At 65.8% G+C, this 13,366-nt stretch carries 12 protein-coding genes; 8 read left to right on the forward strand and 4 right to left on the reverse strand.

The window, feature by feature from the left end; translation table 11 throughout:
* The first annotated feature begins 274 nt into the window (after nucleotides 1-274).
* Together M4578_RS00640 and M4578_RS00645 are read left to right on the forward strand one after the other, a co-directional pair.
* Nucleotides 275-814 carry a hypothetical protein gene (locus M4578_RS00640; protein ID WP_258091502.1) on the forward strand — a complete coding sequence of 180 codons (540 nt, stop codon included), beginning with the start codon at nucleotides 275-277 and terminating at the stop codon, nucleotides 812-814.
* Between the two features lie 46 nt (nucleotides 815-860).
* Complete coding sequence (locus tag M4578_RS00645) at nucleotides 861-1,739, forward strand: alpha/beta fold hydrolase (RefSeq protein ID WP_258091503.1); 879 nt, start codon at nucleotides 861-863, stop codon at nucleotides 1,737-1,739.
* A 129-nt stretch (nucleotides 1,740-1,868) separates the two neighbouring features.
* On the opposite strand, the gene M4578_RS00650 is transcribed toward M4578_RS00645, so the two are convergent.
* On the reverse strand, nucleotides 1,869-2,768 hold the full coding sequence (locus M4578_RS00650) for a glycosyltransferase family 2 protein (RefSeq protein WP_338054466.1): 900 nt from the start codon (nucleotides 2,766-2,768) through the stop codon (nucleotides 1,869-1,871).
* Nucleotides 2,769-2,869: 101 nt separating this feature from the next.
* Here M4578_RS00650 and M4578_RS00655 point away from each other — a divergent pair, with 101 nt between their 5' ends.
* The gene (locus tag M4578_RS00655) at nucleotides 2,870-3,616 is read left to right on the forward strand and encodes a hypothetical protein (protein ID WP_258091504.1); all 747 of its coding nucleotides are present in this window, start codon (nucleotides 2,870-2,872) and stop codon (nucleotides 3,614-3,616) included.
* A gap of 16 nt (nucleotides 3,617-3,632) precedes the next feature.
* Here M4578_RS00655 and M4578_RS00660 read toward each other — a convergent pair whose 3' ends face one another.
* Together M4578_RS00660 and M4578_RS00665 are read right to left on the reverse strand one after the other, a co-directional pair.
* Complete coding sequence (locus tag M4578_RS00660; RefSeq protein ID WP_258091505.1) at nucleotides 3,633-4,934, reverse strand: DUF3422 family protein; 1,302 nt, start codon at nucleotides 4,932-4,934, stop codon at nucleotides 3,633-3,635.
* A gap of 130 nt (nucleotides 4,935-5,064) precedes the next feature.
* The gene (locus tag M4578_RS00665) at nucleotides 5,065-5,472 is read right to left on the reverse strand and encodes a DUF6314 family protein (protein WP_258091506.1); all 408 of its coding nucleotides are present in this window, start codon (nucleotides 5,470-5,472) and stop codon (nucleotides 5,065-5,067) included.
* Nucleotides 5,473-5,623: 151 nt separating this feature from the next.
* Here M4578_RS00665 and purB point away from each other — a divergent pair, with 151 nt between their 5' ends.
* The 4 genes from purB to M4578_RS00685 all read left to right on the forward strand — a co-directional run bounded on the left by purB (nucleotide 5,624) and on the right by M4578_RS00685 (nucleotide 9,695).
* A complete protein-coding gene (gene purB / locus M4578_RS00670; RefSeq protein ID WP_258091507.1) occupies nucleotides 5,624-6,931 on the forward strand; it encodes an adenylosuccinate lyase in 1,308 nt (435 codons plus the stop codon).
* A 179-nt stretch (nucleotides 6,932-7,110) separates the two neighbouring features.
* Nucleotides 7,111-7,269, forward strand: a complete 159-nt coding sequence (locus M4578_RS00675) for a carbohydrate-binding module family 14 protein (protein ID WP_258091508.1) — start codon at nucleotides 7,111-7,113, stop codon at nucleotides 7,267-7,269.
* Nucleotides 7,270-7,405: 136 nt separating this feature from the next.
* Nucleotides 7,406-8,452 (forward strand): flagellar motor switch protein FliG, encoded by a 1,047-nt coding sequence (locus M4578_RS00680; protein ID WP_258091509.1) that lies wholly within the window; start codon nucleotides 7,406-7,408, stop codon nucleotides 8,450-8,452.
* Between the two features lie 307 nt (nucleotides 8,453-8,759).
* Nucleotides 8,760-9,695, forward strand: coding sequence for a lysophospholipid acyltransferase family protein (locus tag M4578_RS00685; RefSeq protein ID WP_258091510.1), 936 nt, complete (start codon nucleotides 8,760-8,762; stop codon nucleotides 9,693-9,695).
* On the opposite strand, the gene M4578_RS00690 is transcribed toward M4578_RS00685, so the two are convergent.
* Nucleotides 9,659-10,357, reverse strand: coding sequence for a DUF1223 domain-containing protein (locus tag M4578_RS00690; protein ID WP_258091511.1), 699 nt, complete (start codon nucleotides 10,355-10,357; stop codon nucleotides 9,659-9,661). The two genes, M4578_RS00685 and M4578_RS00690, sit on opposite strands and share 37 nt — an antisense overlap.
* Nucleotides 10,358-10,585: 228 nt before the next feature.
* On the opposite strand from M4578_RS00690, the gene acnA reads away from it, so the two are divergent.
* The gene (acnA, locus tag M4578_RS00695; protein ID WP_258091512.1) at nucleotides 10,586-13,330 is read left to right on the forward strand and encodes an aconitate hydratase AcnA; all 2,745 of its coding nucleotides are present in this window, start codon (nucleotides 10,586-10,588) and stop codon (nucleotides 13,328-13,330) included.
* Nucleotides 13,331-13,366: the final 36 nt, after the last annotated feature.

Consider the following 13,366-nt stretch of genomic DNA (forward strand, 5'->3'; position numbering starts at 1 on the left):
TGCAGAAAGCACCGGTCTCCGGTGCTTTTTTTCTTTGTGCGACAGATCAAATCCCCGTCGTAACGCCATGTTTTGCGCTTATTTTAGGGAATTTCCCGATCAATTTGACCAATTTGGGGCGCCACGGCCCAGTTCGGTAAAAGTGACAATATCAAACCGTTTGTCAGACGTATTCGACACATGAATTTGCCACAATCTCGGCCTAGCCCTTAATCATCGGATACGGGAAACCCTCTCGCCGAAGCAGACAAGCGGAGCGGTCAGGACAAGGAAGATGAGGAAGTACGCCTTTCGCAAAATGACTCGCGAAGACTTCCAGGCACGTGTGAAGCGTGTCGATCCTCAGTATTTCCGTCACGGTCCCCGTAAAATCCATCAATCCGGCACCGCGCGCCCCTTCCTGTTCCTGTCGATGGGCTTTGCCTGGGCCTATCTGGTGATCTCCGTCGCCCGCAACCGCGCCTATGTCGAACAGAGCCTGCTGCAAGGCAGCCTGCCGGCGGAATATCACGGCTATATCTTCCACGGGCTGGCGGCGCTGCTGTCGGTCTCGGCCGTGATGATGCTGCTGCATCTCTTCCGCTACTGCCTGCGCCGCAGCGGTCCCGCCAAGCGCAATTCCGGCGGGCTGCTGATGGGCGCCACCGCCGCCGCGCTGCTGGTCTATACCCCGCCCGGCGTCTTCGAGACCGGGTTCGGCATGCTCGACGACAATTCCCGCGCGGTGATCCTGGCCGCCTCGAGCGGCGTCAAGAACGCCGTACCGGTCGATTTCGCATCGGTCGCCTTCGTCTCTTCGCAGGGCAACTACTGAGCCCCCGCGCTTGACGCTCCGGGCGGGCTGCGCTTCTGTACCCGCCATGACCCAGTCCTCTGCGCAGCAAGCCGCCGTCAACGGCCAGACCATCGCCTATGACATCGCCGGAAACGGCCCGCCGCTGCTGCTGTTGCATGGCTATCCGCAATGCCGCGCGCTCTGGCGTCCGGTCTTTCCGCTGCTGACCGATGCCTTCACGGTGATTGCACCGGATCTGCGCGGTTACGGCGACAGCTCCATGCCCGACAGCGTCGAGGCGATGAGCTTTCGCGCCATGGCCGAGGATATGCTGGCGCTGATGGATCATCTGGGCTTCGGCCGCTTCCACCTGGCCGGTCACGACCGGGGTGCGCGGGTGAGCCACCGGCTGGCGCTGGATGCCCCGGACCGGCCCGTCGCGGTCTCGCTGCTCGACATCGTGCCCACGCATCACCTGCTCAGCCACTGCACGCAGGAGGTGGCCCGCGCCTATTACCACTGGTTCTTTCTGGCTCAGCCCGCCCCCTTCCCCGAAACGCTGATCGGCCACGATCCGCAAACCTATTTCGAACGCTGCCTGCTGGGCTTCGGCAAGGCGGCGCTGTCGGATTTCGACCCCGAGCTGCTGGCGGAATACCGCCGCGCCTGGGCGCAGCCCGGCGCGATCCGTGCGGGCTGCAACGATTATCGTGCCGCCATCGACGTGGATTTCCACCACGATGCCGCCGATCTTGGGCGCCGCGTCGAATGCCCCGCCCAGGTGCTCTACGGCGCCGAAGGGGCCATGGCCCGGCTGATGGATGTGCCCGCCACCTGGGCCGACCGGCTGGCGCGGATGGAGGCGCAGGCGATCCCCGGCGGGCATTTCTTCCCCGACCAGTCGCCCCGCGAGACGGCAGAGGCGCTGCGGGCGTTTCATCTGAAACATGCGGGGGACGGGTAGGTCCCGATCTCTGGGGCATGCCGCTCTCTGGCAGCCCGGTCCATCCCCGCGCCTCTGGCCGGGGAACAGTCGCACACATCGTTCTGCGACGTTTGAAAGGCCCGCGCTTTTCGCAAGCGCAACGGAGCCTCAGAACAGCCCGAAAAACCGTTCCGGCAGCGCGTATTGCAGATCGTACTCCGGCCGGTCGAACTGCCAGAACCCGGTCTCGCCGCGCGGTTTCCAGCTTCGCTGCATGCGCTTGCGCACCCAGTCCAGCGCGAACCCGTCTTCCTGCCTGAGCGCCGCGAACCCCTCGAACACCGCGCGGTCCTCTCCCCGCGCCTCGGCGAACCAGTGCCGCCCGATGGCCGCCTCCTTCACCCCGGCGCCCACCGCCTCGGTGACCGCGTTGCGCCGGTCCATCACCGCCACGTAATTCTCGAAATCGCAGAACTTCAGATGAAACAGATAGAGCGGTTCCGGCGTGAAAAGCTTGGAGGCCTGGGTGAAATGCCCGCCCCGCGCGATCTTGGTCCCCAGCGACAGCACGCAGGGTTTGGAGTAATGCGGCGCCAGCCGAACGTGACGGCGCGGCCCGAGGATCTGCGCCGCCACCGGCTCGGGTTCGAGGTCGATGCGATGGATCACCTCCAGCCCCAGCGGCGTCAGCACCCGGCGGATCGGCTGATCGGCCAGCCAGTCGCGCAGCGACCGCCCCTCGGCGGGGTCGAGCACCACCAGCTCGTCCACATCCCCCACGATCACATGGCTGTAATAGCTGCGCAGCCCGGCCACGAGCCCGTTCAGCAGCCGCCAGCGCTTCATGTCGAAATTCGGGTGCGGATCGCCGGGAATGCCGACGATATTGCAGCCTTCGGCGAGCTCGGCCACCTCGGCCCCGCGCCCGTGGTTCACCACATAGCAGTTCTCGCGGCCCAGCAGATCGCCGTAATAGCGCACCCAGGCCTTCAGGAAAAACGCGTCGTCGCGCACCATGGTTACCGCGGCGGCCACCGATTGCATCTGCTCCAGCCCTTCTTCTGACATGGGTCTTGCGCCCGAGCTTACCCGCGCGCCCGGCGAAAGAGAATCGCCAATCGCGCGGGCGGCGGCTATCGTTGCGTGCAAAACACGTGAGGCAGGCGCGCATGATTGCAGAGAATTTCCCCGAAACCGGCTGGCAATTCGCCCTCACCGGCCATCCGATCACCCGGTTTCAGGTCTTCGGCGAGCGCTCCTCGGGCACGAATTTCATCAAGCGCCTGATCGGGCGCAACACCCCGCTGGCCCCGACCGAGGATCTGGGCTGGAAGCACGCGCTGCCCCACATGACCGCGATCCCGGCGGATCTGGCCATCGTCTGCGTGCTGCGCCATGCCGGAGACTGGGCCCGCTCGATGCATGCCAAACCCTGGCATTGCCCGCCCGAGATGCAGCGGCTCGGTTTTTCCGACTTCCTCCGTGCGGAATGGGCAACCATCGCCGACCGCGCGCGCTATTTCCCGCAGGTCAAGGCGCTTGGCGGCGTGGGAGAGGCGCTGCAACTCGACCGCGATCCGCTGACCGGCCTGCCCTATGCCAATCTCTTCGCGCTGCGCCGCGCCAAGCTGCAAGGTCTGCTGAGCTTCTTCAACCGGGGCTGTTCGGTGATCTTCTGCCGTCTCGAGGCGGTTCAGGGCGCCCCGCAGAGCTTTCTCTCGGCGCTCGAAACGCAGCTTTCCCTGCCCCCCGCGCCACAGGGCTATCGCCCGGTGGTCAAACGTCTGGGGTCCAGGTTCCTGCCAGCGGTTGAACCCCGCCCGGCCTCCCCCGTGCAACTCAGCGAAGACGACCTCACCTTTCTGCGCTGCCAGCTCGATCTCGGGCAGGAGGCGGATCTGGGCTATCGCTACTGAGCGCGCCCGCGCGCCGTCAGTGCCCCGGCCCGGCCTTCTCGACCGAATGTCGGATCCGCCGGATCCCCAGCCAGACCGCCGCCATCACCGGCAATACCGCCAGCGCGGTCAGCATGCCCTTGCTGATCCCCACCGCCGAGGCGACCGGATAGAGCAGATAGCCCACCAGCGACACCGCGTAATAGCTGATCGCCACCACCGAGAGCCCCTCGACCGTGTGTTGCAGCCGCAGTTGCAGATCCGCACGCCGGTCCATGCTCTCCAGAAGCTCCTGGTTCTGCGCCGAGCGCTTCACCTCCACCCGCGTGCGCAGCAGATCCCCCGCCCGCATCGCCCGCGCCGACATCGCCTCCAGCCGCTTCTCGGCGCTTTTCACCGTGCGCATGGCGGGCTCGAACCGCCGCGCCATGAATTCGCGAAAGGTCTGCCGACCCTGGAACCGCTCTTCCCGCAGCACCGCGATGCGCTGCGTGACCAGCGCCTCATAGGCCCCGGTGGCCGACAGCCGGAAGGCGGTCTGCGCCGCCAGCGTCTCCAGCTCCGAGGAGACCCGCAAGAGCGCCTGCAAGGTCTCCTCCTCCGGCGCGTCGCCATGGGTCATCACGGTCATCAGCCGGGTCAGTTCCTCGTCGATCTCGGTCATCCGGGGCGAGACCCCGCGGATGCGGGTAAAGCCCAGCATCGACAGAGCCTTGTAGGTCTCGATCTCGCAGAGCCGCTGCACCACGCGGCCCACCCGCCGCTCGCCGAGCCCGCGTTCGGGAAAGACCGCAAAGCGCAGATGGCCGCCCTGGTCGATGCGGAAATCCCCCGCCACGATCATCGCGTCGTCCAGCACCCGACTCACCGCCATGCTGTCGGCCACCAGCCAGCGGTTGGCCAGCGCGTTGACCTCGTCCTCATCCTCGGGCCGCTCGCAGATCCGGATCATCGCCGAGGTCACCCGCACGCCGGGCGCCGTCTCCAGCCAGTCCTCGGGGAAGACCTCGAAATCCGCCGGATCGAAAGGCCGCTCGCCCAGCCCGTTCAGAAACACCGTGTAGGTGACGAATTCGGTATGCTGCTCCCATTTCAGCACATGCTGGCCGATGGGCGCCGAGAAATGCGTGGCGCCGGGCTGCGGATGCTGGGTGCCGTAGCGGTCGAGCAGATCGCAAAGATGCGCCACATCCAGCGCCCGGTCGCGCGAGGCCGCGTCCTGCGCCTTCTTCACCGCCAGATAGACCGCCCGGCAGGGCGCGCGCAGCGCCGGAAACGGGCGGGCGTGCAGCTCATTGGCAAGCTGATAGCGCAGCGGGTGGTCCTGGATCGGCGGCATCGGGAGCGTCCTTCGGGCGGAATGTCGCCGCAACCTACCGTCGCGCGCCTCAAAGTAAAGAAATTTTTTCCAGCGGTTTCAGCACGTTACAGGAATGCCGCTGTATACCGAGCGGCAAGTCCCGGAAATCTCACCGCTTTGCCGCCGTCAAACGCGCATAGCGCGACAGCATGACGTAATCCTTGCGCGGGCCGGTCACCCGCCAGCGCGCCCACCAGACCGGCCAGTCGCCGAAGCCGTACTCCACGTCATACTGGTCGGGATCGCACCAATGCCCCGCCGGACCGCCCTCTGCCGGGACCTGATGAAAAAACCGCCCGTCCTCGAAAAAGACCCGCAGATCCCGGTCCCAGCGATAGCGCCGCTCCGCCGCAAAACGCCCGGACGGCAGCAGCAGCGCGCCCTCCTCCACATAAAGCGCGCCCTCCCCCTCGGGCAGCCAGCGCGCCACGCCTTCGAACCGCCCGTCGCCGCCGTCGCCCTGACGGATCTCCCGCTCCAGCCGCCACTCTCCGAAAAACGCCTCCAGCCCGCACACGCCCTCTGCCCTTCTTCTCTTTCCAAATACGCGGGGGAAGCGCGCTCCGGCGCGCGAGGGGCGAAGCCCCCTCAAACCCTTGCCGCCCCGCGCCGCACGCCCTATGACGCCCGCGACGCCCACACAACCCGCCACAAGCCGAGGATAGCCGATGATCCCCCGTTATGCCCGCCCGGAAATGACCGCGATCTGGGAGCCCGCCACCAAGTTCCGCATCTGGTACGAGATCGAGGCGCACGCCTGCGACGCCCAGGCCGCGCTTGGCGTCATCCCGAAAGAGAACGCCGAGGCCGTCTGGAAAGCTAGGGATGTAGAGTTCGACGTCGCCCGCATCGACGAGATCGAAGCCGTCACCAAACACGATGTCATCGCCTTCCTCACCCATCTGGCCGAGCATGTGGGCTCTGAAGAAGCCCGTTTCGTGCACCAGGGCATGACCAGCTCGGACGTGCTCGACACCTGCCTCAACGTGCAGCTGGTGCGCGCCGCCGACCTCCTGCTCGCCGATATGGACAAGGTCCTCGCCGCGCTGAAGAAACGCGCCTTCGAGCACAAGGACACCGTCCGCGTCGGCCGCAGCCACGGCATCCACGCCGAGCCCACCACCATGGGCCTGACCTTCGCGCGCTTCTACGCCGAGATGGACCGCAACAAGAACCGGCTCGAAAAGGCCAAATGGGAGATCGCCACCGGCGCGATTTCCGGCGCGGTCGGCACCTTTGCCAATATCGACCCGGCGGTCGAGGAGCATGTCTGCGAAAAGCTGGGCCTGCGCCCCGAGCCGATCAGCACCCAGGTGATCCCGCGCGACCGTCATGCGATGTTCTTTGCCACGCTGGGGGTGATCGCCAGCAGCATCGAAAACGTCGCCATCGAGATCCGCCACATGCAGCGCACCGAGGTGCTGGAAGGTGCGGAGTTCTTCTCGATGGGCCAGAAGGGCTCTTCGGCGATGCCGCACAAGAAGAACCCGGTGCTGACCGAGAACCTGACCGGCCTTGCGCGGCTGGTGCGCATGACGGTGATCCCGGCGATGGAGAACGTCGCCCTCTGGCACGAGCGCGACATCTCGCACAGCTCGGTCGAGCGCGGCATCGGCCCGGATGCGACGATCACCCTCGATTTCGCGCTGAACCGTCTCGCGGGCGTCGTGGACAAGATGATCATCTATCCGCAGAACATGCTGGACAACATGAACAAATTCCCCGGCCTCGTGATGTCGCAGCGGGTGCTGCTGGCGCTGACCCAGGCCGGTGTCAGCCGCGAGGACGCCTATGCCATGGTGCAGCGCAACGCGCTCAAGGTCTGGGAAGAGCGGCTCGATTTCCGCGAACTGCTGCTGGCCGACCCGGATGTGGTCAAGGCGCTTGGCGTCGATGGCATCAACGAGAAATTCGACATGGGCTATCACACCAAGCATGTCGACACGATCTTCAAGCGGGTCTTTGGCGAGGCCTGAGCGACCCTCCGGCGGCGGCGCAAACGGCGCTGCCGGAGTTGCGTATTTTAGAAAGAGAAGAAACAGGGGAGCGGCGCGAAATCCGGCGCTCACGCCCCTGTGATCCTCGCCTTTTGCGGGAATCTTTTTGCCGTTACGTCAGTCCATGCTAGCTTTGGAATATTCCAACAGGAGGACGCATGATGACGATCAAGACGCTACTGACCGCCGCCGCCCTCGCGGTGACGCCGGCCCTCGCCATGGCCACATGCCCGTCGAAGCAGGAGGTCACCATGACCTGCGCGGCGGGCCAGATGTATGACGCCGCCACCAACAGCTGCAAGGTGGTGTCGGGCTGACCCGCCCGGAAAACCGGACCGGATGAGGCGGCCGCGCGAGGCCGCCTTTTTCGTTTTGAAGTGGGCCGCGGTGCTGGAGAGGCTTCGTTAACCTCGGCGCGATAGCTCTGGGGAGACGATTACGGAGCGGTTTCAGATGTCCTCTCTCCCCCCCATGGCCCTCGCCGGCGAGTCCCGGCCGCCGCTGACACGGCGCGCCAAGGCGGCGATCATCGTGCAGTTCCTGCTGAACGAGGGCGCCGACGTGCCGCTCGCCGCGCTGCCCGAGGCGCTGCAGGCCGAACTGACCCAGCAGCTGGGGCGCATGCGCTATGTCGACCGCGAGACGCTGAACGCGGTGGTGCAGGAGTTTTCCGACGAGCTCGACTCGGTGGGGTTGTCCTTTCCCGGCGACATGGCGGGCGCGCTGTCCGCGCTCGACGGCAAGATCAGCCATCGCACCGCCGCGCGGCTGCGCAAGGAGGCGGGCGTGCGGCAGACCGGCGACCCGTGGGAGCGGATCAACGCGCTCGAGGAAGAGCGGATCGAACGGCTGATCCTTGGCGAATCGACCGAGGTGGCGGCGGTCGCCATGTCCAAGATCGACACCGCCAAGGCCGCCAAGGTGCTGGCCCGGCTGCCCGGCGACCGGGCGCGGCGCATTTCCTATGCGATTTCCATGACCGCCGGGGTCAGCCCCGATGCGGTGGACCGGATCGGGCTGAGCCTGGCCGCCCAGCTGGATGCGGAACCGCCAAAGGCCTTTGCGAAAAAGCCAGACGAACGGGTCGGCGCGATCCTCAATTTCGCCGCCAGCGCCAAGCGCGACGAGGTTCTGGAGGGGCTGGAGGAGACCGACAAGGCCTTTGCCGAGGCGGTCCGCAAGGCGATCTTCACCTTCGCCAACATTCCCGACCGGTTGAAAAAGCTCGACGTGCCCAAGATCACCCGCGACGTGCCCGTGGATGTGCTGACCGCGGCCATCGCCGCCGCAAACGGCGAGGCCGATCTGGCAGCGGCGGAGTATCTGCTCGAGAACATGTCGAAACGCATGTCGGGCTCGCTGCGCGAGGATGCGGCGGGGCTGACGGTGAACGCCAAGAAGGGCGAGGCGGCGATGAACCAGGTCGTCGCCGCGATCCGCGATCTGGTGAGCGCCGGAGAAATCGAGCTGAAAGATCCCGACAACGACGACGAGGACTAGGACCAGGACGCGCACTCATGAAATCTGAGCCATAGGCGGGAGAATACGCGGAGGTCGGAGGCAAGGAGGTTGTGGGCGGTCTTCTCGAAACGGGCCACAACCCTTCGCAAATGTTTGAGCTGGCGGACACACCTCTCAACAAGGTTGCGCCCTCGGTCGCGCACCGGAGAGGTTGAACGTCCCGACCGCACGGCGCCGGCAAGAGCGCGCCGACTCGGCCAGCGCCTGCGGCGCGCGCCCGGCCGGCTGCGCTTGTGCCCCGGCGCCGGGCGGCCTATTTCTTCGCCCGCAACGAGGGGAACGGCGAGTGGGCAAGCGCGAGGACGACAAGGCACGCGGCGGCTGGGCCGACTGGATCTCGGACCGGGTGCTGCGCGGGCTGATCGGGCTGGCGCTCGCCCTGCCCCACCGCACGCGACTGCGGCTGATGGGCTGGGCCGTGCGCCGGATCATCGCGCCGCTGGCGGGCTACCGACGGCGGGCGATGGAGAACCTCGCCCATGTCTGGCCCGAGATGCCCGAGGCCGAGCGCCGCGCCATCGCCGACCGCGTGGCCGACAATGCCGGTCGCACGATGATCGAGAATTACGACGTGACGGGCCTGCTGGCGCGGATGGCGGACGCGCCGGTCACCGGCGACGGCCTGGCCGAGATCGAACGCGCCCGCGCCGAGGGCCGCCCCATCCTCTTCGTCACCGGCCATTACGGCAATTTCGAAGCCCCGCGCGCCGCGCTGGTGGCGCGCGGCTGGCGGATCGGCGGGCTTTACCGACCCATGGCCAACCCGTTCTTCAACGAACATTACGCCGCCAATATGCATGCGCTCTCCGATCCGGTCTTCGAACAGGGCCGGCGGGGCACCATGGGGCTGCTGAAACATATCCGCGGCGGCGGCATGGGCGTGCTGCTCTTCGATGTCTACAGCAGCGACGGCGTGCCCATCGACTTTCTCGGCCAGCCCGCTCCCACGCTCACCTCCGCCGCCGAGATCGCGCTGAAGACCGGGGCGCTCTTTGTGCCCTTCTTCGGCATCCGCCGACCGGACGGGCAGAGTTTCGACGCGGTGTTCGAGGCGCCGATTCCGCATGGCGACCCGGTCGAGATGATGAAAGAGGCGACGCGGCGGCTGGAGGCGCGCATCGCGGCGGACCCCGGGCAATGGTTCTGGATTCACCGCCGCTGGAAGCCCAGACGGCAGGCGAAACGTCAGCGCAAGCGCGCGGCGGCCAGGATGGGTCCGTAACCCTCTTCCTGCACCATCACCACCACCGGATCGTCGCCTTCGACGGGCACCGACATTTCCAGCGGCGCGGCACCGTCCCATTCGCCCAGAACCTGCCAGCCATGGGCGATATGGGTGTAGGTAAAGGCATGCCCGGCGTTCTCGCCATCGAGGATCTCGACCCGCGCCTGCGGCGTGTAGCGCACCATGTTCACCAGCATCATCGGCAGGGTGCCCAGCGGCTCGGCCTGCACCAGCAGCGTCGCGCCGTCGCGCGTGAGCGTCAGCCGCACCAGCGCCGGTTTCGCCGCGGCGTGCCGGATTGCATCGACCACTTTCATCGGGCGCGACCCGACGACATCGTAGCGCCCGCCGATCACCATCTGCGGCGTGTAGATCGACCGCCGCCCCGAGGCGCGCGCATAGCCTTTCTGCCGTTTGGTGAAGGCCGGATCGGCAAAGGCATCGGGCCAGCCGATATAGTCCCAGTAATCCACATGCAGCGCCAGCGGTATGACGTTCTCGGTCTCGCCCAGCTCGGCCAGCACCACATCCGCCGCCGGACAGGAGGCGCAGCCCTGCGAGGTGAAAAGCTCCACCACGACCGGATTGTCCTCTGCCTGAGCCGCCGCGCCGCTTAGCGCACAGCATGCCGCCGCAATCCAGGAGGTGAGTCGGTTCATAGGCTCTGTCATCCCTGTTTCTGCCCCTGTCCGGGGTATCGAAGCGCGTGTGAAATAACCAATCAAGGTTTTGCGAGAGGCAGTGAACCCCCGGAACTGTGGCAGATGGGCGTTTTTTAGTATTCTACGGTATACAAAACACCGCATCCCTCTTGAATGCAAAGAAGGCTTCGGGCAGAAGGCAGGGCAAGCGAACCCTTTTTTTCAGTCCTTGCAAGGGAGCCACCTATGCCCATCACAGTCGGTCAGGACACATCCAAGACGCGCAAGACGCTTGAGGTGAACGGCAAGACCTATGCCTATTATTCCATCCCCGCCGCCGAGGAAGCGGGGCTCGGTGCCTTCTCGCACCTGCCCGCCGCTCTGAAAGTGGTGCTGGAGAACATGCTGCGCTTCGAGGACGGCAAGACCGTCTCGGTGGACGACATCAAGGCGTTCTCGGAATGGGGTGCCCTTGGCGGCAAGAACCCTCGCGAGATCGCCTATCGCCCCGCCCGCGTGCTGATGCAGGACTTCACCGGCGTTCCCGCCGTGGTCGATCTTGCCGCCATGCGTGACGGCATCAAGGCTCTGGGCGGCGACGCGCAGAAGATCAACCCGCTGAACCCCGTTGACCTCGTGATCGACCACTCGGTGATGATCGACGAGTTCGGCAACCCGCGTGCGTTCCAGATGAACGTGGATCGCGAGTATGAGCGCAACATCGAGCGCTACGAATTCCTCAAGTGGGGTCAGTCGGCCTTCAACAACTTCCGCGTTGTGCCGCCGGGCACCGGCATCTGCCACCAGGTGAACCTGGAATATCTGGCCCAGACCGTCTGGACCGACACCGATCAGGACGGCCTGGAAGTCGCCTATCCCGACACGCTGGTGGGCACCGACAGCCACACCACCATGGTCAACGGCGCCGCCGTTCTGGGCTGGGGCGTGGGCGGCATCGAGGCCGAGGCCGCGATGCTGGGCCAGCCGGTCTCCATGCTGATCCCCGAAGTGGTCGGCTTCAAGCTGACCGGCGAGATGGTCGAAGGCACCACCGGCACCGACCTCGTGCTGAAGGTCGTGGAAATGCTGCGCGCCAAGGGCGTGGTCGGCAAGTTCGTGGAATTCTACGGCGCGGGCCTCGACACCCTGCCGCTGGCGCAGCGTGCCACCATCGCCAACATGGCCCCGGAATACGGCGCCACCTGCGGCTTCTTCCCGATCGACGACGAGACGCTGCGTTACCTGCGCCAGACCGGCCGTGACGAAGACCGCATCGCGCTGGTCGAGGCCTATGCCAAGGAGAACGGCTTCTGGCGGACCTCGGATTACGATCCGATCTACACCGACACGCTGGAACTCGACATGGGCACCATCGTGCCCGCCATCTCCGGCCCCAAGCGTCCGCAGGATTACGTCAAGCTGACCGATGCCGCCCCGGCCTTCACCAAGGTCGTCGCGGATTATCGCGGCATCGACATCTCGGATGCGGCCAAGGACATGGCGGACGAGGGCCCGGTGGCCACCAAGCCGGTCAACGTCCACAAGACCGCCAAGGTCGAGGGCGAGGAATACGAGCTGAAAGACGGCTCGGTGGTGATCGCCTCGATCACGTCGTGCACCAACACCTCGAACCCCTATGTGCTGATCGGCGCGGGCCTTGTCGCCCGCAAGGCCCGTGCACTGGGCCTGAACCGCAAGCCCTGGGTGAAAACCTCGCTGGCGCCCGGCTCGCAGGTGGTGACCGAATATCTCGACGCCGCCGGCCTGACCGAAGATCTCGACGCGGTGGGCTTCAACCTCGTGGGCTATGGCTGCACCACCTGCATCGGCAACTCCGGCCCGCTTCAGCCGGAAATCTCGAAGGCGATCAACGAAAACGACCTGATCGCGACCTCGGTGCTTTCGGGCAACCGGAACTTCGAAGGCCGGATCTCGCCCGACGTGCGCGCCAACTACCTGGCCTCGCCGCCGCTGGTCGTCGCCTATGCGCTGGCCGGTGACATGAACATCGACATCTCCAGCGACCCGATCGCCCAGACGCCGGACGGCAAGGACGTCTATCTGAAAGACATCTGGCCCTCCAACCAGGAGATCGCCGAGCTGGTCGAGAAAGTCGTCACCCGCGAGGCCTTCCAGTCGAAATACGCCGACGTCTTCAAGGGCGACGAGAAGTGGCAGGGCGTGGAAGTCAAAGGCGGCGAAACCTATGACTGGCCGCCGACCTCGACCTATGTGCAGAACCCGCCGTATTTCCAGGGCATGAGCCAGGAACCGGGCGTGATCACCAATATCGAAGGCGCGCGCATCCTCGCGGTCCTCGGCGACATGATCACCACCGACCACATCTCGCCCGCCGGTTCGTTCAAGGAAAGCACCCCCGCAGGTCAGTATCTGGTCTCGCATCAGGTTCCGGTCCGCGAGTTCAACTCCTACGGCTCGCGTCGCGGCAACCACGAAGTCATGATGCGCGGCACCTTCGCCAACATCCGCATCAAGAACGAGATGCTGGACGGCGTCGAAGGCGGTTACACCAAAGGGCCCGATGGCGCGCAGACCTCGATCTACGAAGCGTCGATGGCCTATCAGGAGGCCGGCACCCCGCTGGTCATCTTCGGTGGCGAGCTTTACGGTGCGGGCTCCTCGCGTGACTGGGCGGCAAAAGGCACCGCTCTGCTGGGCGTGAAGGCCGTGATCGCGGAAAGCTTCGAGCGGATCCACCGTTCGAACCTGGTGGGCATGGGCGTCATTCCCTTCGAGTTCACCGGCGACGACACCCGCAAATCGCTGGGTCTGACCGGCGACGAGACCGTGGCGATTGCCGGGCTCGACACCGTGACCCCGCTGGCCGAGGTGCCCTGCACCATCACCTTCGCGGACGGGTCGACCAAGACGATCCAGCTCAAGTGCCGCATCGATACGGCCATCGAGAAGGAATATGTCGAGCACGGCGGCGTGCTGCACTACGTGCTGCGCAACCTCGCCAAGTCCTGATCGGCACAGAAGCGATCCCCGCCCGCGACCCAGCGG

It is taken from the genome of Salipiger pentaromativorans, from assembly GCF_024721115.1.
Classification (GTDB): domain Bacteria; phylum Pseudomonadota; class Alphaproteobacteria; order Rhodobacterales; family Rhodobacteraceae; genus Salipiger; species Salipiger pentaromativorans.